The organism is Streptomyces sp. NPDC059169 (assembly GCF_042755225.1).
GTDB lineage: Bacteria > Actinomycetota > Actinomycetes > Streptomycetales > Streptomycetaceae > Streptomyces.
Genome location: NZ_JBHZCF010000020.1, coordinates 63,572 through 87,745 on the forward strand (window position 1 = coordinate 63,572; position 24,174 = coordinate 87,745).

Annotated in this window: 20 protein-coding genes, 1 tRNA gene and 2 pseudogenes; 13 read left to right on the forward strand and 10 right to left on the reverse strand. The window is 70.7% G+C overall.

The window, feature by feature from the left end; translation table 11 throughout:
* Positions 1–40: 40 nt before the first annotated feature.
* Positions 41–2,266, forward strand: a complete 2,226-nt coding sequence (locus tag ACFXOM_RS29970; RefSeq protein ID WP_384939766.1) for a transglycosylase domain-containing protein — start codon at positions 41–43, stop codon at positions 2,264–2,266.
* A gap of 414 nt (positions 2,267–2,680) precedes the next feature.
* Here the strand turns inward: ACFXOM_RS29970 and ACFXOM_RS29975 are convergent, their stop codons facing one another.
* Entirely contained in the window at positions 2,681–3,145 is a 465-nt protein-coding gene (locus ACFXOM_RS29975) for a GatB/YqeY domain-containing protein (protein ID WP_384939764.1), read from the reverse strand.
* Between the two features lie 562 nt (positions 3,146–3,707).
* Here ACFXOM_RS29975 and ACFXOM_RS29980 point away from each other — a divergent pair.
* The 6 genes and pseudogenes from ACFXOM_RS29980 to ACFXOM_RS30005 form a co-directional block, all read left to right on the forward strand.
* Positions 3,708–5,006, forward strand: a complete 1,299-nt coding sequence (locus tag ACFXOM_RS29980; protein ID WP_384939762.1) for a glycosyltransferase 87 family protein — start codon at positions 3,708–3,710, stop codon at positions 5,004–5,006.
* Complete coding sequence (locus ACFXOM_RS29985; RefSeq protein ID WP_384939760.1) at positions 4,889–5,830, forward strand: metallophosphoesterase; 942 nt, start codon at positions 4,889–4,891, stop codon at positions 5,828–5,830. Before ACFXOM_RS29980 ends, ACFXOM_RS29985 begins: the two co-directional genes overlap by 118 nt.
* Positions 5,831–6,173: 343 nt before the next feature.
* Positions 6,174–6,247 (forward strand) — tRNA-Pro (locus ACFXOM_RS29990).
* 262 nt (positions 6,248–6,509) lie between these two features.
* Complete coding sequence (locus ACFXOM_RS29995) at positions 6,510–7,346, forward strand: DUF2182 domain-containing protein (RefSeq protein WP_384946316.1); 837 nt, start codon at positions 6,510–6,512, stop codon at positions 7,344–7,346.
* A 250-nt stretch (positions 7,347–7,596) separates the two neighbouring features.
* The gene (locus tag ACFXOM_RS30000; RefSeq protein WP_385040377.1) at positions 7,597–8,253 is read left to right on the forward strand and encodes a DUF1326 domain-containing protein; all 657 of its coding nucleotides are present in this window, start codon (positions 7,597–7,599) and stop codon (positions 8,251–8,253) included.
* 436 nt (positions 8,254–8,689) lie between these two features.
* A pseudogene (locus ACFXOM_RS30005) lies at positions 8,690–8,980 on the forward strand (GNAT family N-acetyltransferase); the annotation flags it as partial.
* A gap of 107 nt (positions 8,981–9,087) precedes the next feature.
* Here the strand turns inward: ACFXOM_RS30005 and ACFXOM_RS30010 are convergent.
* The gene (locus ACFXOM_RS30010; RefSeq protein WP_384939726.1) at positions 9,088–9,300 is read right to left on the reverse strand and encodes a DUF4287 domain-containing protein; all 213 of its coding nucleotides are present in this window, start codon (positions 9,298–9,300) and stop codon (positions 9,088–9,090) included.
* Positions 9,301–9,368: 68 nt separating this feature from the next.
* Positions 9,369–10,043 carry a DUF998 domain-containing protein gene (locus ACFXOM_RS30015; protein ID WP_385040380.1) on the reverse strand — a complete coding sequence of 225 codons (675 nt, stop codon included), beginning with the start codon at positions 10,041–10,043 and terminating at the stop codon, positions 9,369–9,371.
* Between the two features lie 308 nt (positions 10,044–10,351).
* On the opposite strand from ACFXOM_RS30015, the gene ACFXOM_RS30020 reads away from it, so the two are divergent.
* Positions 10,352–11,251: an aminoglycoside phosphotransferase family protein gene (locus ACFXOM_RS30020; RefSeq protein ID WP_385040383.1), complete on the forward strand. Its 900-nt coding sequence runs from the start codon at positions 10,352–10,354 to the stop codon at positions 11,249–11,251.
* A 486-nt stretch (positions 11,252–11,737) separates the two neighbouring features.
* Here ACFXOM_RS30020 and ACFXOM_RS30025 read toward each other — a convergent pair whose 3' ends face one another.
* Together ACFXOM_RS30025 and ACFXOM_RS30030 are read right to left on the reverse strand one after the other, a co-directional pair.
* Positions 11,738–13,135 carry a carotenoid oxygenase family protein gene (locus tag ACFXOM_RS30025; RefSeq protein WP_385040386.1) on the reverse strand — a complete coding sequence of 466 codons (1,398 nt, stop codon included), beginning with the start codon at positions 13,133–13,135 and terminating at the stop codon, positions 11,738–11,740.
* A gap of 39 nt (positions 13,136–13,174) precedes the next feature.
* Entirely contained in the window at positions 13,175–13,744 is a 570-nt protein-coding gene (locus tag ACFXOM_RS30030) for a hypothetical protein (RefSeq protein ID WP_385040389.1), read from the reverse strand.
* A gap of 114 nt (positions 13,745–13,858) precedes the next feature.
* Here ACFXOM_RS30030 and ACFXOM_RS30035 point away from each other — a divergent pair, with 114 nt between their 5' ends.
* From ACFXOM_RS30035 to ACFXOM_RS30045, 3 genes are all read left to right on the forward strand, one after another.
* Complete coding sequence (locus tag ACFXOM_RS30035; RefSeq protein WP_385040392.1) at positions 13,859–14,386, forward strand: PadR family transcriptional regulator; 528 nt, start codon at positions 13,859–13,861, stop codon at positions 14,384–14,386.
* Positions 14,387–14,965: 579 nt separating this feature from the next.
* Positions 14,966–15,457, forward strand: coding sequence for a hypothetical protein (locus tag ACFXOM_RS30040; RefSeq protein ID WP_384939715.1), 492 nt, complete (start codon positions 14,966–14,968; stop codon positions 15,455–15,457).
* Positions 15,458–15,517: 60 nt separating this feature from the next.
* On the forward strand, positions 15,518–16,273 hold the full coding sequence (locus tag ACFXOM_RS30045) for a class F sortase (RefSeq protein ID WP_385040395.1): 756 nt from the start codon (positions 15,518–15,520) through the stop codon (positions 16,271–16,273).
* A gap of 19 nt (positions 16,274–16,292) precedes the next feature.
* Here ACFXOM_RS30045 and ACFXOM_RS30050 read toward each other — a convergent pair whose 3' ends face one another.
* Together ACFXOM_RS30050 and ACFXOM_RS30055 are read right to left on the reverse strand one after the other, a co-directional pair.
* Positions 16,293–16,685, reverse strand: a complete 393-nt coding sequence (locus ACFXOM_RS30050) for a nuclear transport factor 2 family protein (protein ID WP_384939711.1) — start codon at positions 16,683–16,685, stop codon at positions 16,293–16,295.
* A gap of 30 nt (positions 16,686–16,715) precedes the next feature.
* Positions 16,716–17,543: pseudogene (locus tag ACFXOM_RS30055) on the reverse strand (SAM-dependent methyltransferase).
* Between the two features lie 61 nt (positions 17,544–17,604).
* On the opposite strand from ACFXOM_RS30055, the gene ACFXOM_RS30060 reads away from it, so the two are divergent.
* Both ACFXOM_RS30060 and ACFXOM_RS30065 read left to right on the forward strand, forming a co-directional pair.
* Positions 17,605–19,470, forward strand: a complete 1,866-nt coding sequence (locus ACFXOM_RS30060; protein ID WP_384939709.1) for a prolyl oligopeptidase family serine peptidase — start codon at positions 17,605–17,607, stop codon at positions 19,468–19,470.
* 367 nt (positions 19,471–19,837) lie between these two features.
* Positions 19,838–20,590, forward strand: coding sequence for an SURF1 family protein (locus ACFXOM_RS30065; protein ID WP_385040398.1), 753 nt, complete (start codon positions 19,838–19,840; stop codon positions 20,588–20,590).
* Positions 20,591–20,706: 116 nt separating this feature from the next.
* Here the strand turns inward: ACFXOM_RS30065 and ACFXOM_RS30070 are convergent, their stop codons facing one another.
* The 3 genes from ACFXOM_RS30070 to ACFXOM_RS30080 all read right to left on the reverse strand — a co-directional run bounded on the left by ACFXOM_RS30070 (position 20,707) and on the right by ACFXOM_RS30080 (position 24,166).
* Positions 20,707–22,077, reverse strand: a complete 1,371-nt coding sequence (locus ACFXOM_RS30070; RefSeq protein ID WP_385040401.1) for a hypothetical protein — start codon at positions 22,075–22,077, stop codon at positions 20,707–20,709.
* Complete coding sequence (locus tag ACFXOM_RS30075; protein ID WP_384946300.1) at positions 22,074–22,829, reverse strand: SigE family RNA polymerase sigma factor; 756 nt, start codon at positions 22,827–22,829, stop codon at positions 22,074–22,076. The genes ACFXOM_RS30070 and ACFXOM_RS30075 overlap by 4 nt, the downstream gene beginning before the upstream one ends.
* 287 nt (positions 22,830–23,116) lie before the next feature.
* Complete coding sequence (locus ACFXOM_RS30080; protein WP_384939701.1) at positions 23,117–24,166, reverse strand: aspartate-semialdehyde dehydrogenase; 1,050 nt, start codon at positions 24,164–24,166, stop codon at positions 23,117–23,119.
* Positions 24,167–24,174 lie beyond the last annotated feature (8 nt).

Sequence of the window (24,174 nt, forward strand, 5' to 3'; positions counted from 1 at the left end):
CTCCATCGGAACGTGCATGCGTACGGATTAGGCTGCAGCCATGCCAAAGAAGCGCTCGGGCGGAGGTCTGACCGGGACCCAGCAGGCCGCCAAGTTCCTCGGGGTCAGCGTGCTCTCCGGAGCCGTACTGGCCGGCATCGCCCTGCCGGCCGCCGGTGCACTCGGGCTCGCAGCCAAGGGAACGGTCGAGGGGTTCGACACGATCCCAGCCAACCTGAAGACCCCTCCGCTGAGCCAGCGCACCACGATCCTGGACTCCAAGGGCGGCCAGATCGCCACGGTCTACTCCCGCGACCGCACCGTCGTCCCGCTCAAGGACATCTCGCCGCACATGCAGAAGGCGATCGTCGCGATCGAGGACGCACGCTTCTACGAGCACGGGGCGATCGACCTCAGGGGCGTGCTCCGCGCGCTCAACCGCAACGCCCAGCAGGGTGGAGTCGCACAGGGCGCCTCGACGCTCACCCAGCAGTACGTCAAGAACGTCTTCGTCGAGGAAGCCGGTGACGACCCCGACAAGGTCGCGCAGGCCACCCAGCAGACCATCGGCCGCAAGGTCCGCGAGCTGAAGTACGCGATCCAGGTCGAGGAAGAACTCGGGAAGAAGAAGATCCTCGAGAACTACCTCAACATCACCTTCTTCGGGCAGCAGGCCTACGGAGTCGAGGCAGCGTCCCAGCGCTACTTCTCCAAGCCGGCCAAGGACCTGACCCTGGAAGAGGCGGCGCTGCTCGCGGGCACCGTCCAGTCGCCGAGCTTGTACGACCCCGTCAACAACGAGCGCGAGGCCATCAAGCGGCGCAACACCGTGCTGCAGAGGATGGCCGACGTCGGTGACATCTCCCAGGAAGAGGCGGACCAGGCCAAGAAGACCCCGATAAAGCTGAAGGTCAGCAAGCCGAAGAACGGCTGCATCACGGCCGTCAACGGTGCGGGCTTCTTCTGCGACTACGTCCGCGAGGTCTTCCTCTCCGACCCGGTCTTCGGCAAGACCAAGGAAGAACGCGCGAAGATCTGGAACCGGGGCGGCCTCACCATCCGGACCTCACTCGACCCGCAAGCCCAGCGGTCGGCGCAGGACTCCCTGAAGAGCCACGTCAAGCAGAGCGACAAGGTGGCGGCGGCGGTCACGATGGTCCAGCCGGGCACCGGCAAGATCATCGCGATGGGCCAGTCCAAGCCGTACGGCTTCGGCACCAACGAGACGCAGATCAACTACTCGGTCAACCAGAAGATGGGCGGGTCGAACTTCGGCTTTCCGGTCGGTTCGACGTTCAAGCCGTTCGTGGCCGCGGCCGCACTGGAGCAGGGCCGGCCTCCGACCCAGGTGTACTCGGCGCCGTTCAGGATGCCCTACCCGGACTCCATCCCGACCTGCTCCGGAACCTGGCGGAACCAGGGCGACACCCTGGAGAACGAGAACGAGAAGGAAGTCGGCCCGTACGCGCTCAAGGAGGCCATGGCCAAGTCGGTCAACACGTACTTCGTCCAGATGATCGAGGACATAGGGCTCTGCCCGGTCGTCGAGATGACCGACAAGCTGGGTGTGGTGCAGGGCAGCGGCGCGAAGCTGCCGGTGAAGCCCTCGCCACTGACCCTCGGCTCCACCGGTATCGCGCCGCTGACGATGGCCAACGCCTACGCGACGTTCGCGAACCGCGGCACCTACTGCACGCCGAACGCGATCGAATCCATCACCACGTCCGACGGCAAGAGCCTCAAGGTGCCGCGGTCCGAGTGCGGCAAGGTGATGTCCGAGCGGACCGCGGACACCATAAACACGCTGCTGCGCGGCGTGGTCGACTCCGGCACCGGCCAGGAAGCCGGCCTGTCCAACCGTGACAACGCCGGCAAGACGGGTACGACCGACGAGCGCAAGAACGCCTGGTTCGTGGGCTACACGCCGAACCTGGCGGGCGCCGTGTGGGTCGGCAGCGCCACCCAGAAGGTGAAGATGGTGAACATCACCATCGGCGGGGTGTACCACGCCAAGGTCTTCGGCGGTCAGGTGCCCGGCCCCATCTGGAGGGACGCGATGACCGGCGCGCTGGAGGGCAAGGAGGCCCCCGGCTTCAACGGCGTCAACATCCCCGACGGTCCGAAGGAACGGGGGGACAAGGGCAAGCACCCCGGTGACCGTGGCAAGCCGGGCCGGAACGGCGGCCAGGACCCGTGGCCCGGAATCTCGCTCCCACCGGACTTCATCGGCGGCAACGTCGTCCGCGGGCAGGACGGCGGCGGCGGGAAGCCGGGCAGGCGGGGCTGACGCCCGGTCCGCCCCCGGCTCCCCGCCCGTGTGGACGGGACAGGGCCCCGGTGCCGAGCTTGGGTTCTAACGGTCCTCGCAACACCCGCGATCTGTGGGAGTTGCGAGGACCGTGGCCCTACGTCATGCCGCGGCTCCGGCCCGCCGTGGACGCTCAGTCGTGGCGGAGCTCCGGCGAGGGCGGCGCGCTGCCGGGTTCTTCGGAGCGGACGACGCGCGCCGGGCGGTGGAGCCTCTCGGGGCCAGCAGTGGCCCGGGCCTCTCTGACGGCCGGCGGCGCGGCCCCCTCGGACCGGTCGGCGGCGCAGGGACCATCGGACCGGCATCGACGTCGGGCGGTCGACGACAAGGGTCCCCCACCAGCACCCGCGCCGCGACCCGTCGGGCGAGCCGCCGCACCGGCGCGCGACAACCTCAGCCGGCCAACAGCTTCTTGACGGCGGCGGCAACACGGCCGCCCTCGGCACGACCCGCCACCTTCGGGTTCACGATCTTCATGACCGCGCCCATCGCGCGCGGGCCCTCGGCGCCGGCGGCCTTGGCCTCCTCGACCGCCTGGGCCACGATGCCGGCGAGCTCGTCGTCCGTCAGCTGCTTCGGGAGATAGGTGTCGAGGATCTCGCCCTCCGCCTTCTCCCGGTCGGCCTGCTCGGTGCGACCAGCTTGGCCGAAGGCCTCGGCCGCCTCGCGACGCTTCTTCGCCTCCCTGGCGATCACCTTCTGGACCTCGTCGTCGGAGAGCTCACGCGCCTCCTCGCCCGCGACCTCCTCCTTGGTGATCGCGGAGAGGGTCAGCCGGAGCGTCGAGGAGCGCAGCTCGTCGCGCGCCCTGATCGCCTCGGTGAGGTCTTCCTGCAGCTTGGACTTGAGCGTGGTCATGGGTCGATTGTGGCAGGCTCATGCCCGGACTCGCCCGCGCATTTCGCCCGACGCGCGCCCGGCGGTCGACACCTCGCCCCGGTCAGCACCGGCACGTAGGGACGCTGTGCCGCGGCGCCGGACGGTCCCGGACGGCGTTCCGGAACCGCGAGCGGGGGCCGTTTCGGCACCGGGCCCGCCCAACGGGAACCAGCCCGGCGGGCCGAACGGCCCGGGCCCAGTGACCGGCCGGTTCGAGCCCACGGCACCGTGTCCGACATCCACCGAGCGCCCGTCTGGCCGGTGCGCCCTGAGCCTGCAGCGGTCGTGGCGAGGAGCACTCTCCGGCACGGGGTACTGCCGAGCGGCCACACCCCGGACAATAATCATCTTTTGATCGCGGTTGGTGGGAGCACTCCAGGGGGGTAGCGGCGCTGTGCTGCGCATACAAGCTGACGATAGGGGGAGCCGAGAGGGCTCCACCGCAACAGCCGAGCGGGGCGGCGCACCGTACGCGCCCGCCGGGGACCACGGCGCGAGGCTTCCGACGACCACGCGGGGCCGTGTCCTCGTCACGCTGGCCATGCTGTCGGTGGCGACGTTCTTCCTGACGACCGTGCCCTTCCACCGCAACTGGTTCGACCTCCACGTCTACTACGGTGCGGTCGGCCACTGGATGGGCGGCAACCCGATCTACGACTACCTCAAGCCCGGTACGCACTACGGCTTCACGTACCCGCCCTTCGCCGCGCTGTGCATGCTGCCCATGACCCTGCTCGGTTGGCACGGGGCCCTCGCGATCAGCCAGGTCCTCAACGTCGGGGCGGCCGCCGTCATCCTCTACGTGTGCGCCGACACGGCGATCCGCAGGGAAGGCTGGCACCCGCGGTTCGCGTACACCGCCGTGGTCTGCCTGTTCGCCCTGCTCGAACCCGTCCGCGACACGGTCAGCTTCGGCCAGGTCAACCTGCTGCTCCTCGCGCTGGTGCTGGCCGACTGCTGGATGCTGTCCGCCGGGCGGGAACGCTTCCCCGCCCTCGGCAGGCTCGCCGGCGTCGGCATCGGGCTCGCGGCCGCCATCAAGCTCACACCGGCGATCTTCATCTGCTACCTACTGGTCACCCGGCGATGGCGGGCGACGGGCGTCGCCGCGGCGGTCGCATGCGGTGCCACGCTGTTCGCTGCCTGGGCGGCACCCACCGCATCACGGACGTTCTGGACCGAAGCGATGTGGAACACCGACCGCGTCGGCTCGCTCGCCTTCATCTCCAACCAGTCCTGGCAAGGCATGTTGGCCCGGTTCACGGAGCCGTTCGCCGAGCCCAGCCGGGCGGTGTGGGCGCTCGGCGTGCTGATCCTCCTGTGGCTGTGGGCCCGTCGGTCACGGCAGGCCGTCGCCGCCGGCGACGAGCTCGCCGGCTTCGCCCTGACCGGGGCGGCAGCCTGCCTGGTCAGCCCCGTCACATGGGTGCACCACCTGGTCTGGCTCATCCCCGCACTGGCGGTGGTCGCCGACGCCGGACTGCTTGCCGCCCCGGGCGGGGAGCGACGCCGCACGCTGCTGGTCTGGGCCCTGGCGAGCTACGCCGTCCTGTGCAGCAGCATGGTCTGGCTGTGGCGCTGGAACAACGGTGGAGCACCCGGCGTCCTGGGCAGCAACGCGTACGTCTGGATATCCCTCGCCCTGCTCGCCCTGCTCCCGCTCGGCCGGGGGGCACACGGGGTCCGACCGTACGCATCCGGCCAGTCTGCGACCATGGGCACATGCGCGCACGCTACGGGGTCCCCTTCAAAATCGGTGCCGGAATCACGGCGGCCGGCGCAGCCGGTCTCGTCTATGCCGCCGGGTACGAAGCCCGCTCCTTCCGGCTCCGGCGGCTGACCGTACCCGTCCTCCCGCTCGGAATGCGTCCGCTGCGCGTACTCCAGGTCTCCGACATCCACATGGTGAGAGGCCAACGCAAGAAGCGGGCCTGGCTGCAGTCGCTGGCCGGCCTGCGCCCCGACTTCGTCGTGAACACCGGCGACAACCTGTCGGACACGGAAGGCGTCCCCGAGGTGCTCGACGCCCTAGGGCCGCTGATGGAGCTCCCGGGCACCTACGTGTTCGGCTCCAACGACTACTACGGCCCCAGGCTGCGCAACCCCGCGCGCTACCTGCTGGAGAAGGTCCAGGGGCGCCACGGCCTCAACGGCAACGAACCGGTGGTGGGCGCCGTCCACAACCCGTGGGAGGACATCCGCGACGCCTTCGACGCGGCGGGGTGGGTCGGGCTCAACAACGCGCGCGGCAGGCTGAAGCTCCACGACGGCATCGAACTCGCGTTCACCGGGCTGGACGACCCGCACATCAAGCGCGACCGCTACGAGGCGATCGCTGGCGGGCCGGAGCCGGACGCGGACTTCTCCATGGCCGTCGTGCACGCCCCCTACCTGCGGTCGCTGGACGCCTTCACCACGGAGGGCTACCCCCTGATCCTCGCGGGGCACACCCACGGCGGGCAGCTGCGCGTCCCCTTCTACGGGGCCCTGGTCACGAACTGTGACATCGACACGGGGCGCGCGAGGGGACTGTCCACGCACGAGGCAGGGGGACTGGTCTCGTACCTGCACGTCTCGGCGGGCTGCGGCACCAACCGGTACACACCGGTCCGCTTCGCCTGCCCGCCGGAGGCCACCCTGCTGACCCTGACGCCCCGCGACTGACGGAACCCGCGGGAGCCCGGCCCGCCGGGCCCGTTCCACCGCCTGAGCCCTCTCCGGGGTGGTCAACCGTCCGTCCTCGAACGGGGACCCCGCCGCTCGGCTCCACCGCGGCGGCCGGCGGGTCGGCAGCCCGCCGCGCCACGTCCGACGCCTGCACCGCCGCAACAGGGACCGACCGACCGGGCACCGGCAGCCGGGACCACACCGTGGCCGCAGGGAGCGTTACGACGGGCCGGGGGACAGAACCAGGCCTGCACCCCTGCTGAGGGCCCCGGAAAAGCGGATTTCGTCTCCGGGCGCGGGTGGGCTAAAGTAAACGTCGTCGCCGCGAGAGCAGCGACATCGGGGTGTAGCGCAGCTTGGCAGCGCGCTTCGTTCGGGACGAAGAGGTCGTGGGTTCAAATCCCGCCACCCCGACAGAGAAACACCAGGTCAAGGGCCTGATCCTCGCTGAGGATCAGGCCCTTCCTGCTTCTCCGGAGATCGTTTGGGAGAAATCTGGGAGAAGATCTTGGTCGGCTTCTCCCGGGGGCACTGCCTGGGCCGCCCGAGGCACATCGACTCAAGTGGCTCGGGCCTGCGCGTTCGCGAATCTGACTGGCCGTAAGAACCGCCTGGGCCAGGTCGCGTCGCAGGTGCACGTGTGCTGTTCTGGAATCAGCCGCAGGAGGCAACACCGATGCGTCGCAGCCGGACTTCCGCCTTCATACCCACCCGGTCGCCCGCCCCCACCGGAGCGAGCGGGGGGTTGCTGCCGACGCGGGATCTCGCGGCTGCCTGGATCCTCGTCATCCTGATCACGGTGCCCGCCTGGGCTCTGACGATCGAACAGGCACGGGACATGGGGGGCGAGCCCGGCACTATGGGGTTGGCGCTGCCCCTGTTCCTGCTGCTCTGGGTGACGATGATGGCGGCCATGATGCTGCCGTCCATGGCGCCGGTGGCCCTCACCTGGGTGCGTGCCATCGGACGGCAGTCCTCGGGATGGATCCGGGCCGCCCGCTCCATCGAGTTCGTGGGCGGATATCTGTTGGTGTGGACGGCCGTCGGACTGCTCGCCTACGCGGCCCTGGCCTTCACCGGCGACTTGGTGGACAACCATCCGACCGCTGGACGCTGGATCGGCTCGATCGCCTTCCTGCTGGCTGGCCTGTACCAACTCGGTCCCCTCAAGCACGTCTGCCTACGGCACTGTCGCGACCCGCTGAGCCATCTGGTGCACTACGCCGGCTTCCGGCGACCGGCCCGCGACCTGAGGGTGGGCGTCCACCACGGCGCCTACTGTGTCGGCTGCTGCGCCGGACTGATGGTCGTCCTCATTCCGCTCGGCGTGATGAACGTGGCGGCGATGGCCGGACTGGCCCTGGTGATCTTCTTGGAGAAGCTGTGGTCCCGGGGCTTGCTTCTCACCAGCGTCGTGGGCGCCGCTTTCCTCGTCCTGGCCTTGCTCGCCCCGTTTCAGGACTGGCTGCTGCCGGGGCTACAGGGTTCGATGCCGTCGATGGACGGCATGTGATCACCCCTATATACGTGCCAGGTCACTTCCCCGGCGCTCCCGCCGACTCGTCAGATGTGGGTCCGCTCGATGAGCAGCTCGGCGCCGCTGCCCACCCACACGGGCGATTGCCGACGTGGGCCGCTTTCCCGACCGGGATGTGAGGTGCAAGCTGGAGGGGAGGCCTCCCTCCCGATCCCGGGAGCGGGCTCGGGATACGCGGTCTCGTCACTCTGTGTGAGCTCTTCGGGCTCGGCAGGAGGAAAACGAGATGACAGAACAGGCCACCACCGTTACGCGCTGGCACCTGGTCGGCGACTGGTTCGACGTGTGCAAGTGCGCCATACCCTGCCCCTGCACGTTCGCGCAGCCCCCGACCTACGGTGACTGCGAAGGCGTTCTGGTCTGGCACATCCGGGAAGGCAACTTCGGCGACGTACAGCTCAACGATCTCAACGTCCTGATGCTCGGCTCCTTCGAGGGCAATCCGTGGACCGGCACGCATACAGATCCGTACGCCGCGGTCTTCCTCGACGAACGCGCCGACGATCAGCAGCGGGCTGCGCTCGGAGCCGTTTTCGGCGGTGAGGCGGGCGGATGGCCGGCACAGTTCGGGGAGATGTTCCACCCTGAGATGCGTGGCATGGACGTCGCCCCCATCCACGTGGAAATCGACGAGGACCTCGCCACCTGGCGAGCCGAGATCCCGGGCCGTGTCACGGCAACCGCCGAGGCTCTCACCGGCCCGACCACCCCGAACGGCGCACGTGTCCAGGTCCACAACGCCCCAGGCGCCGAAGTGGGGCCGGGCCAGATCGCCACGTGGGGCCGGGCCACCGTCGACCGCGCCGACGCATTCGGCTTCTCCTGGGAACGCTCCGGCAAATCGAGCAAGTACTTCCCATTCGACTGGAGCGGCCCTGACTGAAGAGCCGACAGTTCCGTCTGGTTACGTACGACGGACGGCCGGTGACTCACTGGGTCCCTCTGGGCTGAGCTGCGCCACGGTCCGAGCCCATCGCAGAACGCCGGCACTGCCCCGTGCTGGGAGAACTCCGGGAGAAGATCTGGTCGCCAGGATTCTTCACGGTCGAAGTGGTGGCCGGGGCACACGCCCGGACAGGGTGAGCCACAGCACCTGCGGCCCTTGCCGGTGCCCTTCCGGCTTCTGAGCGCAAAAGCCCGGTTCTCCATCGTCACTACGACCCACCGCCGAGCACGTGCTGGTTCTCGTCGGCGCCTCCGTCACCCTCATCCAGACACGCCACCACACCAGTTGAGGCGGCCGCATTTGATTTGCCGTCGGCCAGTCGGGCCGGATAGGAAGCTCGCGTGTTAAGAGGCAGCACGGTCGGGCTGGGGCCCCGAAGGATCCGCGGCTCGTGGTGGACGACGGGAGTCAGGGAAGCGTCCAGTTCTCCGTGGTGGCGCTGGAGAGCGACACGCTGGTCGACACGGCGACGCTGTGGGGCATCGACAACCACAACCGGTCCGCTCACATCGGTCTCGGGCTGCTGCCGTCCTCCCGCGGGATGGGCTACGGCACCGACGTGGTGGCGGTGCTCTGCCACTACGGTTTCGTCGTGCACGGCCTGCAGTGGCTGCAGATAGAGACGTTGTCGGACAACGCCGCGATGCTGCGTTCCGCCGAACAAACCGATCTTGGGGCCCGCGTCGCGGAGGTGTCACGGCCTTCCGTGACACCTCCGCCTCTTCCCGCTCTTCGGCCCTCCGGACCGGGTTGCCTGAACGCGGCTGCCGATCACGCGTCGACGCCCTCGGCAAGGGTGTGGGCGACAAGGGCGTTGGCGTGACCGTGGCCGAGGCCGTGTTCCGTCTTGAGCCAGTTGACGATCTCCATGTGCTTGGTGAGAGGGGAGGCGCGGATGAGGCCCTTCCACTCGGTGATCGGGCGGCCGTACTTCTTCTCGATGGAGGGGAAGTAGCTGGCGGGACCCTTCACTGCACTGGTCATGAGATGCCCCGGTTCCTTTCTGAATGATCTTGATGGTATCGACGCCGCCCCGCCGGAGCGGCGCGCAACTAGCGGTGCGACGGGACGGCCAGGCGGGCCATCACCACGGCCAGCCACAGCAGGCCGAGGCCGGCGCCCGCGGTGAAGGCCGGCACGGAGACGGCGGATGCCATGAAACCGGCAAGAACGGCCACGGGCACCAGGCGCGAGGCCACGGACCAGCCGGGGTGACCGCTGGCGGCGAGCGGCCGGGCCAGGACGACGAAGGCCGCGCACAGGGCGAGGTAGCCGACCATCCCTGCCAGCATGTGCGCGGCGCCGTGCCCGCTGAGTGTGGTCGTACTGGGCGCTCCGGAGGGGAAACCGGCTCCTGCGTCGGCCGGGAAGATCGCTGCTGCCCAGAACGAGGCTCCGAACACGCCGACCAGGAGCGGGCCCCAGGTACCACCCGCGACACCGCGCAGCACCCGGCGCAGACCGGTCGCGCCTACGATCAGCAGGGCTCCGGTGAGCAGGAAGTTCACCGTCTGGATCCACCCCTCCCCGCCGAGGGCGAGTTGGCTGATGGCGTTGCGGGTGAAGTCGAAGCCGTCCCGCGAGAGACCCTGGGCGACGCCGAACACGAGGAACGTCGGGCCCGCGAGCACACCCCCGGCCAGGGCCGGCCGTACCACCGGTCGCACCGCGGAGGCCACGGAGGCCACGGAGGCGGTGCGTTGGGGTGCGTCGAGCGTGTGTGTCATGGCCGGGACCTTCCCTTCGGTGTTGTCGTTCGTTGGACCGCCGGCGTGAGGAGAAGTCATCGCCGGCCTTGTGTGTGCCGGGTCACAGCTCTCAGGTCCAGCGCAACGAGCGTCGTCCTTCACGGGATGCGGGCCCTCGGGAGCCGTCGCCCCGTGCTCCTCGCGGGGACGCACCGCTCAACGGGCCTGGACGCCCAGCCGTCGGTGGCTCCGGTTCGGCCGCTCCGGCTCCGGGTCGACACGTCTACGCCGGAGGCCGGGCACGAAACGGCGTTGCTGCTCGCCGGGCCCCGCGATTGGATGGCCCCATGAGCACCGGGCGGATGCATGCCGACGAACACCCCATCGACGAGGGCCTCGTGCGACGGCTGATCGCCGGCCAGTTCCCGCAGTATGCGGACCGTGCCGTCGAACGGATGCCGTCCGCAGGCACCGTGAACGCGATGTACCGGATCGGCGACGACGTGGTCGTACGGCTGCCGCTCGTCGAGGGTGGAGCCGAAGACGTGGCGATGGAGCAGCGATGGCTGCCCCGTCTCGCACGTCGACTCCCCATCGCCATTCCCGAGGTCCTGGGCGGCGGGGAACCGGCCGAGGGGTTTCCCTGGCCGTGGTCGGTGTACCGGTGGTTGCCGGGACGGACGCCCGACGCCGAGGCGCTCGGCGAACCCGAGCTGCTGGCCGGCGACCTGGCGGAGTTCATCGCGGCGATGCGGGCCGTCACCCTGCCGGGCGCTCCGTCGGCGCACCGCGGTGGACCGCTCGCTGCGCTCGATGCGCCCACCCGATCCGCCATCGAGGAACTCCGCGCGATGCCCGAGGAAGGCTTCGACTGCGACTCCTTGATCGCCGTATGGGAGCAAGCACTGCACACGCCGCGCTGGGACGGTCCCCCGGTGTGGCTGCACGCCGATCTGATGCCGGGCAACCTGCTTCTGGACGGCGACAGGCTGGCCGCCGTGATCGACTTCGGTTGCACGGGGGTGGGCGACCCGGCCTGCGACCTCTTCCCCGCGTGGAATCTTCTGCCCGCCGGTGCGAGGGGCGTCTTCCGCGAGGCGCTCGACGTGGACGACGCGACCTGGAACCGCGGCCGGGGGCGGACGCTCTCCCAGGCGTTGATCGCGCTGCCGTACTACCGGAAGACGAACCGAGCGATGGCGCACGGCGCCCGCCATGTGATTCGAGCCGTGCTGGCCGAGGCCTGATTCCCCGTCACGACGCGAACCGTGGCGTGGGGAACGATCGGTCCGCCCCCGGCGGTCGAACGTCCCGCCGGGGACAACCCCACCGCCCCGTCGCAACGGACGGGTGGCACGTCCGCTGCGGCGCACCGTGTGTGGGAACGACCCTTCGGCTCCGTCACTGTGCCTCGTCAGGGATCGGGGCGGGAGGACCACCGTCGGGGCTCCTCGGAGCCGCGGCGGCACGGGGTCCGCCCGGCGGCGTCCCCCCGGAGTAGGACCGGCCCACCAGCCGGGGCTTCGCCGTGACCGGGCCCTTCCTCAGCCGTTGGTCGTCGTTTCCGGTGCCGCCGGCCTTTGACCGTCCGAGCCGCTCTCCCACCACCGCGCGACCCTGCCTGCCCCACGCTACTGGGGCCGCGCACCGCCGGGCCGTTGCCACCGCCCGGTGGTCACGGCCGCCGACCCGCGGACCGCGCACCGCAGCGACGCACGCGGGCACGACCGGAATCAGCCGAGGTCGGGGAGCCAACTCCCGTGGAAGCCGAACGGCACGCGTCGAGGCAGGTGCACCGTCGCGACCGGGGCTTCCGCGAGCCGGTCGGCGTCCAGGATCACCAGGTCGCTTCGGTCGGTGGCGGCGTCGTGGACGAATGTCATCAACCAGCCGGCACCGCCGGGCGAGTCGTCGGCAGGGACGAAGACGGCTTCGCCCGGGGTGCGACCAGGGCCGAAGACGTGGCTGGTCGCCCCGCCGGACCGGAGGTCGTACCGGTGCAGGGCCGCTCCGGCACGCCCCACCGGATCGGCGTCCGCCGTCACGTGCCCGAACCGGGCGTTCCTGCCTGCCAGACGGTCGTCGATGCGCGGGAACTCGGCTGCCCGGTCGTCCAGTTGCTCCTCCCGTACGGTTCCCGCGGCCAGATCCGCGGTCCACCGCCACAGCGTGGCCGATGCTGCCAGCAGCGTGCCGTCGGACATATCCGGGTAGCGCATCGCGTGAAGCACCAGCCGGTCGTCTTCCTCGTGCGCGTTGACGGTGTGGAAGACGTAGCAGGGTTCGATCTCGAACCAACGCACCTCGCCGTAGGGGTCGTCCCGACGCAGGACGCCCAGCCGGGCTCCGTATTCCTGCGGGCTCCATCGGAACGGCAGCCCGGTGGCCCCGGACACGGCGAGCTCCAGGTCGAAGACCATCGGCAGGTCGAGGAAGACCACGTGGCGCTCGGTGAGCTGGAAGTCGTGCATCATCGTCGGGGCGGCCACCTCGACGGGCCGGCTGACCGTCAACTTCCCGTCCGCGTCGGCGCGGTGGTAGGTCAGCGGCGGGGCACCGACCGTCCCGTAGCCGAAGAAGTGCAGTTCCCCCGTGGTGGGGCAGGTCTTGGGGTGGGCGGTCATGGGCGTGTGAAGCCGGCCGCCGAAGTCGTACGCCCCGACGGTGCCGAGCTCGCAACCGGGCCGCATGTCGAGTTCGTACGGATAGGAGGCCTCGACCAGGGCGAAGGTCCGTCCGGCGTGCCGCACCACGTGCGTGTTGGCGTGCCCGGCGGTGAGGTCGAGCCGTCCGTCCGGGCCGTGCATCTGGGCTCCGTCGGTGAAGGACGAGGTACGCACCCAGCGGTTGCGGTAGGCGGTGGCCCGGCCGCCGTCCAGCCGGACCCCGTGCACCATGCCGGAGCCGAGGAACCAGTGACGGGAGGGTGCTTCATGGGGGTTGGGCCCGTTGCGCAGGTACCAGCCGGAGAGTTCGGGCGGGACGGCACCGGTCACGGGGAGCTCGGTGACGGTGAGTTCATCGGGGACCGGGGCGTAGTTTCCGAGCAGGTGTGGCGGCGTGGCTTGGTCGGTCGTGGCGCTCAGCGGGCCTGCTGCGGGACGGGACGTGCGGGCCTCGTTCGAGGTCATGGCTGGTCCTTTGGTTCGGGTGGGGCGGTCGGGGTCGGGTCAGCGGTCGGCACCCCGGGCGGCGCCGCGCAAACCGGCGGCGGCCCTCTTGGGGTACCGGGCGGTGAAGGCGGCCGGCAGCGCGAATCCGGCGACCTGGCAAGCGGTCGGCAGGAACGAGCCGGCGTGAACGACGGTGCACACGGCCAGGGCGGCGGCGGTGAGCGTGAAGGCGAGCGCCCAGACACCGGTGAGGACGCGGTTGATCCTGAGGAAGGCGGGGTGCTCCCAGACGGCTGCGGGCGCCTGGGAGCGGGCGATACCGAGAGTGAACGGCCGTCCGAGGACCAGGCCGCCCCAGGCGACGACGGCGAGCCAGGTGAAGGACAGCGTGCCGACGTACGGCCGCAGTTGACTGTGCGGCTCGGCGAAGGCGAGCGAGGTCAGGGCCGCGAAGAAGACGATCGTGCCCGTCTCCAGGATCCGGGCGTTCCCGGCGACGCCGGCCCTGCCGTCACGGACCAGCAGCCACAGCCCGGCGAGAAGCCCGGCGAGCGCGCCCCACTGCCAGCCGAGGGTGGAGACGGCCGCGAAGGTGATCCACGGCAGGAACCCGCGCAGGTAGCTCATGGCTCGAGTGCTCCTCAGTCGTCGGCCGGGCCCATCACCCAATCTCCATTCCTGACATGTCAAAACTAGAATGTCATTCTCGACCTGTCAATTGTGGAAGGTAGTCTTGGCGTCATGAGCCTTCGCCACGCCCTCCTCGGCCTGCTGGAAGAGAAGACCGCCAGCGGCTACGACCTGATGAAGCTGTTCGACACGTCGCTCGCCAACGTCTGGCCCGCCACTCAGAGCCAGCTCTACGGCGAGCTCAACCGCCTGAGCACGGCCGGCCTCATCGAGGTTGCCGCAGAGGGGCCGCGCGGCCGCAAGGAGTACGCGATCACCGAGGAGGGCAGCAAAGAGCTGCGGCGCTGGCTCGCCGAGCCGTTCGTGCCCCAGCCCGTACGCAGCGAGACCCTGCTGCGCTGCTTCTTCCTGGGCCTGCTGCCCCCCGCGGAGGCCGATGCCCAGCTGGCCCGCCAGGAGGAGGCGGCGGCGAACCGGCTGGCCGCCCTGGAGGTCCTCCAGACGACGGTGGCATGGGGCGATGACGTCCTGTCGGTCAACGGGCGACTGGTCCTCGAGTACGGTCTGCGCCAGTCGGCCATGCAACGGGACTGGGCACGCTGGGCACGCGAGCGTATCGCCGAGCGGGCCGAGGGCTGAGCCCCGCTCACGACGAGGGCGCGCCCCGGCAGCTGCGCCTCGGACAGCAGAGGGCGCCAGCAGGAACGGGATTGACGGATGGTCAGCAGATTCGGTCGCCGCGTACTGACGGTGGCCGACGGGATGGAGAACGCCGCAGGGTTCATCGGGCCTGCGGCCAGCACATGCCGGTGACGGGCAGTCGGACCGGACGGGCAGTCAGGTCGGCACGTCGGCTGGCGCCTACGGCACCCCACCGGCGCCGGACGGGCCCGGCGGCATCGGTACCGGCGGCTCGGCACCGGCGGCTCGGCACCGGCGGCATCGGTTCCACCCGTGGCAGCTGTCGGTCCGTCAGGTCCCTCGCTCCCGAGTGGGCGCACCGCCACCCGTTCGCCACGTTCCTCCGATATTCCGTCTTTGGGCCTATCGAGAGCCGCACGACCTGTGCAAACGGCACGACGGGCACCCGGTTCGACCGCTCCGTCCCATCCCCGACCGGTCGTGGAATCACCGGAGCTGGGTTGTCTTGGACCACAGAGCGGGGCGTCCTCGTCGGGACAGCAGGTCCTGGCCCGCGCTCTTGGGAGAGTGGTGAAAATGCGCACTGCACGTGCTGCCCTCGCCGGTGGCGCCTTGGCCGTGCTTGCCCTCGGGTCGGCGGCGCCCCTGGCGGCCGCCGACGAGTCCGAAGTCAGCGTCAGCCCGCGGGTCGCCGCCCCGGGATCCACGGTGACCGTCAGCACGTCGGCCTGTGGCCCCGACGTCACGTACGCCAAGGGCCAGGCCGAGGCCGGCGGTCAGATCAACATGGTCGAGAACCAGAACGAGGGCGAGCTCGCCGGCGACTTCACCGTCCCGGGCGACGCCAAGGACGGTGTCTACTCGATCACGGTCAAGTGCCCGCCGAGCACCCGTGCCACGGCCGACTTCGAAGTCGCCCGCCAGCCCAACGGACCGGTCCGCGGCGGCTTCGGCGGTGCCAGCGGACTGAACAGCACCGAGATCGTCATCGGCTCGCTCCTCCTCGCCGCGGCAGCGACGGGTGGCGCGATCAGGATGCGGAACCGCATGAACAGCAGTGCCGCGTAGCGGGCTGAGCACCCCCGCAGAACCTCCTTCCGCACGCCCAGACCGGAGCCCGGACCCACCATGGGACGTACGAAAGCTCCTTCCGCCACGTCGACCAGGGCGCTCCTCGTCCTCGCCGTCGCCGGGGGCTGCCTGCTGATGCACGGAGTGCACGGCGAGTCCGCCCCCCAGCCGACCGCGGCCCAGGCGTACGACCCGCCGACCGCCGCTCCCACGGCGGCGCCCAGCGGCGCCGCCGTGGTCAGGCCCGGGCCCCGACCTGCGGGCTCGGGCTCTCCTGGCCCGCACCACGCGCCGCCGAACCACCGCATCGGCCCGCAGCCCCGCTCCGAGCCGGTCCGACTGCGCATCCCGGCCATCGGCGTCGACGCCCCGGTGACGAAGCTCGGCCTGGACAAGAAGGGGGCGCTCGCCATGCCGCCCGCCGGCAAGGCCGACTACGCCGGCTGGTACGCCAAGGGACCGGCCCCCGGTGAGGCGGGCGCGGCCATCGTGGCCGGGCATCTCGACAGCCCCACCGGCCGTGCCGTCTTCTACGGCCTCGGTAGCCTCCGGAAGAAGAAGACCATCGAGATCACCCGCCGGGACGGACGCACCGCGGTGTTCACCGTGGACGCGGCCGAGGTCTATCCCAAGAAGAACTTCCCCAACCAGAAGGTCTACCGGAGCACCGCCGCCCCGCAACTGCGGATCATCACGTGCGGTGGCGCCTTCAGCAGGTCACACGGCTACTTGGGGAACGTCGTCGTCTACGCGACGCTGACCCGCGTGAAGGAGCCGGCGGGCCACAGCACGAAGCCGACCTCCCGCCCGTAGCGCGTGCAGACGCCTGCCGTCAGTAGCGCTCGACGAGGTGCTCCCTGCCCGTGGGTGGTTCGTACGGCTCGGGCCAGAAGTCCGTCACGGTCCTGATGCGGCCTTCCGCGTCGCCCGTGAAGAAGGTGATGCCGTACACCTCCTCCAGGCCCGCGGTGACCTGTATCCAGGACACGGCGCCCTCGTCGTCCGCGACGATGCGACGGACGCGGACGTGCCAGTCACCCGGATACTCGCGGTTGAACCGGACATAGCTCGCCCTGCCGCGGATCCGCTCGCGGGTCTGCGGCAGGTCATAGATGACGTCCTCGGTGAGGGTGGCCGCGAAAGCACGCCAGTCACGAGCCTCGGCCGAGGACCAGTACGTCTCGACCGCCTTGCGCAGGCCGGTCGGTTCGCTCGGTTCGGTCATACCGGAGAGTGTGCACCCCACCACTGACAATCAGGCTCTGGCGACCTTCACCGGGTACATCAGCGGGATACGTGGGCGGTCCGCAGGGAAGCGGAAGTACCCGTCCGACTGCCACGACAGCGAGCCGAACCGCTCGAAGAGCGTGGCGTCGTGCTCGTGCAGGAAGTCGATGCGCAGGCCGCCGGCGGCCATGGCCGAGACGACGGTCCCCCGATCGGGTGCTGTCATTCGACGCTGCGGTTGCGGACGGTCGGCGCATCGACGTCGGCGTACGTGCCCGTGTCGCGTCGACCCGGGCGTCGCTGGCGAAGTGGTCGTGCGGGACGCGCGAGCCGGTCGCGCCGGTCGAGGACGTCCGTGAGCGGGGTGGAACTCGGCGAGGTAGGGGAGCCGCCGGGGGCCACGAGGGACGCGGCGGTCTCGGACCAGCGGACGACGTCCGGGAGCCGGTTCAGCGCACCGCCGCCGGTGTAGACGACGTCGTACGCGGCATCGGGCACGGCCTCCGCCGCGCCGTGCACGTCGTACGGCCACGAACGCGGCGCGGTCGGGCCGTAGCCGAGGTCGGCGGCGAGGGACCGGGCGGTGTCCAGCGCCGGCTCGGAGAAGCCGAGGCGACGACGTTCCCGGCACCACGCCGGGCCCAGGACAGGGTGTCCCGGCCGATGTGGCACGGCAGGCGCAAGAGGGACCGGCCGGTGACGTCCCCGCCTCCGCCGCCTCGAAGCCGCGCAGCGAGGCCCTGTCGGCGCGGAATGCCTCGAGGTCGTGGAAGTCGCCCTCGACGTGGATCGGAAACCTTTCGTCCCAGCGGGAACGATTCGCCCCGCGCCCGTCGGAAGGCGCGGGTGCATGCATGTCGAGAGGTTATCCACAGGCTGCGGAGGACGCGGACGGATTGTGGGTCCGGCGGCGCAGAATGGGGGGCATGACTGAGATCACCGAATCCACGGCGTCGGATCCCACGGACGGGCCTGCGGAAACGCGGGCGGACATTCCGGGCTGGGAGCGGCGGTTCCGTGCGCCCCGTGTCTCCCTGCCCGACTGGGCGGAGGACGCCCCGGACCGCTCGCTCTTCGTGTCGAACGCCACGGGGACCTACGAGCTGTACGCGTGGGACCGCGCGACGGGCGACCAGCGCCAGGTGACCGACCGGCCGAACGGGACGACCGACGGGATACTGACGCCCGACGGCGAGTGGATCTGGTGGTTCGCGGACAAGGACGGCGACGAGTTCGGGATCTGGATGCGGCAGCCGTTCGACGGCGGGCCTGACGAGCCCGCTGTGCCCGGGCTCGAGGCCTCTTACTCGGCGGGACTGGCCCTCGGACGCGACGGCACGGCTGTGGTCGGTAGGTCGACGGACGAGGACGGGACGACCGTTCACGTCGCACGGCCAGGTCACGGCCCGGTCGAGATCTACCGGCACCGCGAGTCGGCCGGTGTGGGCGATCTCTCGCACGACGGGACACTGATCGCGATGGAGCACACCGAGCACGGCGACGCGATGCACGCGGCACTGCGGGTCGTCCGGCTCGACGGGTCGCCGGTCGCCGAGCTCGACGACACCAAGGACGGCTCGGTGGAACTCGGCCTGGAGGTGCTCGGCTTCGCACCGGTCGACGGGGACACCCGGCTGCTGGTCGGTCACCAGCGGCGCGGCCGGTGGGAGCCCATGCTGTGGGACGTGGCGTCCGGCGAGGAGACGGACCTGGCGATCGACCTGCCGGGTGACGTGAGCGCCGAGTGGTATCCGGACGGTTCGGCCCTGCTCATCGTGCACAGCTTCGAGGCACGCAGCGAACTGTGGCGCTTCGACCCGACGACGCGCGAGCTGACCCGCGTCGAGACTCCGGCCGGGACGGTCTCGGGCGCAACGGCCCGGCCGGACGGCACCGTGGAGTACATGTGGTCGTCCGCCGCGCACCCGCCCAAGGTCCGTTCCACGACGGGCGTGGAAGTGCTGGACGCGCCGGGGCTGCGGGCCCCCGGATCGGTCGGGGTGGACGACGTGTGGGTCGACGGCCCCGGCGGCCGCATCCACGCACTGGTGCAGCGCCCGGAGGGGGACGGTCCGTTTCCCACCGTCTTCGAGATCCACGGCGGCCCGGCCTGGCACGACAGCGACGCGTTCGCGGCGGGTCCCGCGGCGTGGGTGGACCACGGGTATGCGGTGGTCCGCGTCAACTACCGCGGATCGACCGGCTACGGGCGGGAGTGGACCGATGCGCTGAAGCACCGGGTAGGACTGATCGAGTTGGAGGACATCGCGGCGGTCCGCGAGTGGGCCGTGGCCTCCGGGCTCGCCGACCCGGCAAAGCTGATCCTCGCGGGCGGCTCGTGGGGCGGATATCTGACCCTCCTCGGCCTGGGGGTACAGCCGGACGCCTGGGCCCTTGGCCTGGCCGCGGTGCCCGTCGCGGACTACGTCACGGCGTACCACGACGAGATGGAAGCCCTGAAGGCAATGGACCGCACCCTGATGGGCGGTACGCCCGAGGAGGTGCCGGACCGGTACGAGGCCTCGTCGCCGCTGACGTACGTGGACGGGGTGAAGGCGCCGGTCTACATCTCGGCCGGGGTCAACGACCCGCGGTGTCCCATCCGCCAGGTGGACAACTACGTCGACCGTCTCGCGGCCCGCGGCGCGGTCCACGAGGTGTACCGGTATGACGCTGGTCACGGATCGCTGGTGGTGGAGGAGCGGATCAAGCAGGTACGGCTGGAGCTGGACTTCGCCGGGAAGCACCTCGCGGGAGCCGGCGCGACCGACCGTCCGCAGTAGCGGCAGCCGGGTCCTGGTCGTGGGCGGGATCAGGACCCGGGAGAGCGGGGGACGGCACCACGCCCTGGCGGTGGGGCGGGTGTACCGGGAGCCGGGAAGGGGGTGAGCAGCGCTTCGGAACTCTGAGGAGCAGACACTCAGTCCCGGAACCGTGCCGGGACAGACCGATGCGGGCTGGCGGACTGGCGGACTGGCGGACTGGCGGGCTGGCTGGCTGGCTGGCTGGCTGGCGGGGACAGCATCGGTGCCGGAGCCGGGTGGTAACGGTTGATGTCGGGTGGTACCGGTTGGTGCCGCAGGTGGAATCGGAGGTCCCAGAGGTGGACCCGGGAGAGGAGGAAAGCGGGGCGTTCCGTACCGTGGAGGGGTGTACCGGTTCCTGCTGACGCCCCGCTGGTGGGGGATCAACCTTTTCGTCGTGCTGGCGATCCCCTTCTGCATCTTCATGGGGTCGTGGCAGCTCGGCCGGTTCGAAGACCGCGTCGACGCCCACGAGACCGCCCAGCAGCGATCGGCTCCGGACGAACAACAGACAACCGCACCGCTCAACGAGCTACTGCCCGTCGACAAGGGCACGTCGGGCCGTCTCGGGACGGCTCGCGGACGGTACGGGGAGCAGTTCCTCGTCCCGGACCGCGAACTCGACGGCAAGCGCGGGTCGTACGTGCTGACGTTGCTGCGCACGGACGGCGGCAAGGCCCTGCCGGTCGTCCGGGGCTGGCTGCCCATCAGTGCGGAGCCGCCCGCGGTACCGACCGGTGAGGTGACGGTCACCGGTGCGCTACAGGCCTCGGAGACGCAGAACACCGAGGGGGTGCACGCCGCGGGCGGGCTGCCCAGCGGCCAGCTCGGCATGATCAGTGCCGCGACACTGGTCAACCTGGTGCCGGGGGACGTGTACGACGCGTGGATCACGCTCCCCGTCGCGCCGCAGGGGATGCAGCCGGTGCCCCCGGCCGCGCCGCAGGGCAGCGGACTCGACCTCAAGGCGTTCCAGAACCTCGGCTACACGCTCGAGTGGTTCGCGTTCGCCGGTTTCGTCCTGTTCATGTGGTTCCGGCTCGTGCGCCGTGAAGCAGAAGCCGCGAAGGACCGGGCGCTGGGCCTCGATCCCGCGTAGTCCGCTCCCCCGCACTCCCGAACCAGGCGAGGTCGGACACCGCCGCGTCCCACCCGGCGGGCCCAGTGCCACTGGGCCGGTCAGGAAGGCTGGGCCGACCAGGAAGGCTGGGCCGGTCAGGAAGGGGCGAGGATGCCCGTGCGGTAGATCGTCCCCGCGCAGGCGTCCGGGATCGCCGCCTCTGCCTTCAGGCCCCCCGCTTCGGGCGTGTGCGTCACGGAGATACTCCCGTCGGCCGTGCCACCGTCCGCCGCGGCGAGCTGCGGCTCGGTGCCGGTCGCCCCCGCGCCGTCCGTCGCACCCGAGGAGCCGCCCTGTGAGGGCGTGGGATCGGGCGACGGGTCCGTGGTGGGACAGGTCTCCGACGGCACGAAGGCGAACTTCACCTCATACGCCGCCTGCGGCTTGAGCACGAGGGTGCCGGACTCCGCCGAAGGGTCCGGGAGTCCGCTCGCCGCGTCTCCGGTGACGTGCGTGACCACGCTGATCTTCTTGCTGTCCGCCGCACCCGCGGCCTGGAAGCCGACCGCGCCGATGCCGTTGACCGTGCAGGCGCTGTCGGAAGCGTTGGCGATGCGGAAGGTCCCGTAGACCTTGCCGTCCGCGTCGGGCGCGGCGACCTGCGTTCCGTCCACGCCGAGCTGGGCCGGCGTGCAGGCGGGCGCCGAGGCGACCGAACTGCCCGACGGCGCGACCGGAACGCCCGCCACAGTGCCCGTGGTGCCGGCGCCCGGCGACGGGGACGTCTGGGGCGCCTTCGGTGCGCCGGGGCGGCTGGCGACGCTCCCGGGAGGGGTGCCGTTCTCGAGTTCCTCGCCCGCGCCGCCCTGCTCCGAGCCGGTACCGCCCTGGGCCTGTTCGCCGTGGCCGGCGTTGACCGGGCGGTCGTCGAAGCCGCCGGAGTTGGCCACATGGACGAACGCCGGGACGGCGGTGCCGAGGAGGATCACGGAGGCCGCGGCTCCGACGAGGGCCTGGCGCTTGCGGGCGCGCCGCACGGGAACTGCCCTGCGCAGGTGGTCGAGTGCACCCACGGAGGGTTCGAGGTCCCCGACCGTGCTGTGGAGCATGCGCCGCAAGGCGAGTTCGTCCTGGCTCAGGGCCTCCTGCTCCTTTCCCGAGCCGTCGGGGGCGGTACCCGAGCCACCCGGGGCGGTACCCGAGCTACCCGGGGCGGTAAAGGGCCGGTGCAGCCCGTCCCGGCCACCCGTTCCGCTGCCGCGGGGTGGTTCATCCCCGAACCCGTGGTCGTCCGTGCCGTTCAGCGGGCCGTCGTTCACAATCTCGTTCCCAGTCCGGTCGTTCAGCGGCCGTCCCGGCCCGTCCAACCCGTACCGCTCGGTGGTGCGCTTCTCGTCGTGCGTGCGGCCGTGCGCATCGCCGGGGGCGGCACCGTCCCGACGGTGCTCGTACTCGCGCCCCTGCCCGCGCCGGCGCGGGCGCTCGCGATCCCGCCCGTGCTCGCGCTCGTGGTCCTGCCTGCTCATGCCGGGGCCTCCATGGCCACGCGCAGTGCCGCGATGCCCCGGGAGCCGTACGCCTTCACCGAACCCAGGGATATGCCCAGCGTCTCGGCGACCTGAGCCTCCGTCATGTCGGCGAAGTAGCGGAGCACGAGCACCTCGCGCTGCCGCCGCTGGAGCCCGCGCATCGCCTTGATCAGCGCGTCCCGCTCCAACTGGTCGTACGCGCCCTCCTCTGCGCTCGCCATGTCAGGCATCGGCTTGGACAGCAGCTTCAGCCCGAGGATGCGCCGCCGCAACGCCGACCGGGACAGGTTGACGACGGTCTGCCGCAGGTAGGCCAGGGTCTTCTCGGGGTCACGGACGCGGTTGCGCGCCGAATGGACGCGGATGAAGGCCTCTTGGACCACGTCCTCGCAGGAGGCCGTGTCGTCCAGGAGCAGCGCGGCAAGACCGAGCAGTGACCGGTAGTGCGCGCGATAGGTCTCGGTGAGGTGGTCGACGGTGGTGCCCGCGGCCGGCGTGCCGTCAGCGTCGTCGCGCTGGGACGGCACGCGCCCGGAGCGCGCGGCAGGCATGGGAGCGATCACCGGCATCCCGCCGGGGCTCCTACCGACGGCAGGAGCAGCGGCTCGGCGGAGCGGACGCGCGGGAGCGGGGGCGCGGAACGGGACCACCCCGGCGCCCCGGACCGGGCCCCCGCCCGACCCCTGCACCGGGTGCGCGGCTCTGCCGCGCACCGGGACCAGCACGGTGATGTCGAGTACCTCTGCCACGCCTGTTGGACACGCTGCCCCCCGTCAGGGTTGTACGCGCACGCCACCGGTCGTGATGACGCATCGTATGCCCTCATGCGTACCCGTTCTTCCCGAATGCCCCATTTTGCACGGCCATTGCGGTGCCGCGCACGGGTGACCACGAAGACGCCCCCGGTCACCCAGCCGGTTGCACAATGGCGCGAAAGCATCGTCGAACATGCCCTCGCCCCGAATCAAGGTGCACATACCAGCTACTTACTCACAGGGCGTTCACAGATCCTACAAAGATCCGCGGCGGCCCGTGTTCAGAATTCCCCGGCAATCGCTTCCGCGATCTGAGCGGTGTTCAGCGCAGCGCCCTTGCGCAGGTTGTCGCCGCACACGAAGAGTTCGAGGGCCCGGGTGTCGTCCATGGCCCGGCGGACCCGCCCGACCCAGGTCGGGTCCGTCCCCACCACGTCGGCGGGCGTGGGGAACTCGCCCGCAGCGGGATCGTCGAACAGCACGACGCCCGGCGACGTGGCCAGGATGTCGTGGGCCCGCTCGACCGAAACCTCATGTTCGAACCGCGCGTGAACACAGACCGAGTGCGTGGTGACGACCGGCACGCGGATACAGGTCGCCGACACCCTCAGCTCGGGCAGCGAGAGGATCTTGCGGGTCTCCGCGCGGACGGCGAGCTCCTCCGAGGACCAGCCGTCCTCGGCCAGCGCCCCGGACCACGGCACCACGTTGAGCGCCAGGGGAGCGGCGAACGGACCGGTGTCGTCGCCCACGGCACGGCGGACGTCACCCGGGTTGGTCCCCAGCTCCGTCCCGGCGACCAGGGAGAGCTGGGTGCGCAGCATCTCCACGCCACCGCGCCCCGCACCGCTGACGGCTTGGTGCACGGACACCACCAGCTCGTCGACGCAGAACTCGGCGTGCAGCGCACCCACTGCGACGATCATGGCGAGGGTGGCGCAGCCGGGGCTCGCGACGATGCCGCGCGGGCGGACCCGCGCGGCGTGGGGGTTCACCTCGGGAACGACGAGCGGGACGTCCGGATCCAGCCGGAAGGCGGCTGAATTGTCCACGACCACAGCGCCCTTGCCCGCGGCGATCGGCGCCCAGTGGGCGGCCACGTCCGTCGGGACCAGGAAGAGCGCCACGTCGACGCCCGACAGCGCCTCTTCGGAGAGCGCCACCACCTCGGTCTCCTCGCCGCGCACGGTCAGCTTGCGGCCGGCCGAACGCGGCGAGGCGATCAGGCGTATCTCGCCCCAGACGTCCGCGTGCTGCGACAGGATCTGGAGCATCACCGCACCGACGGCCCCGGTCGCGCCGACGACCGCGAGCGTCGGCTTGCGGTTCATCGCGCGGC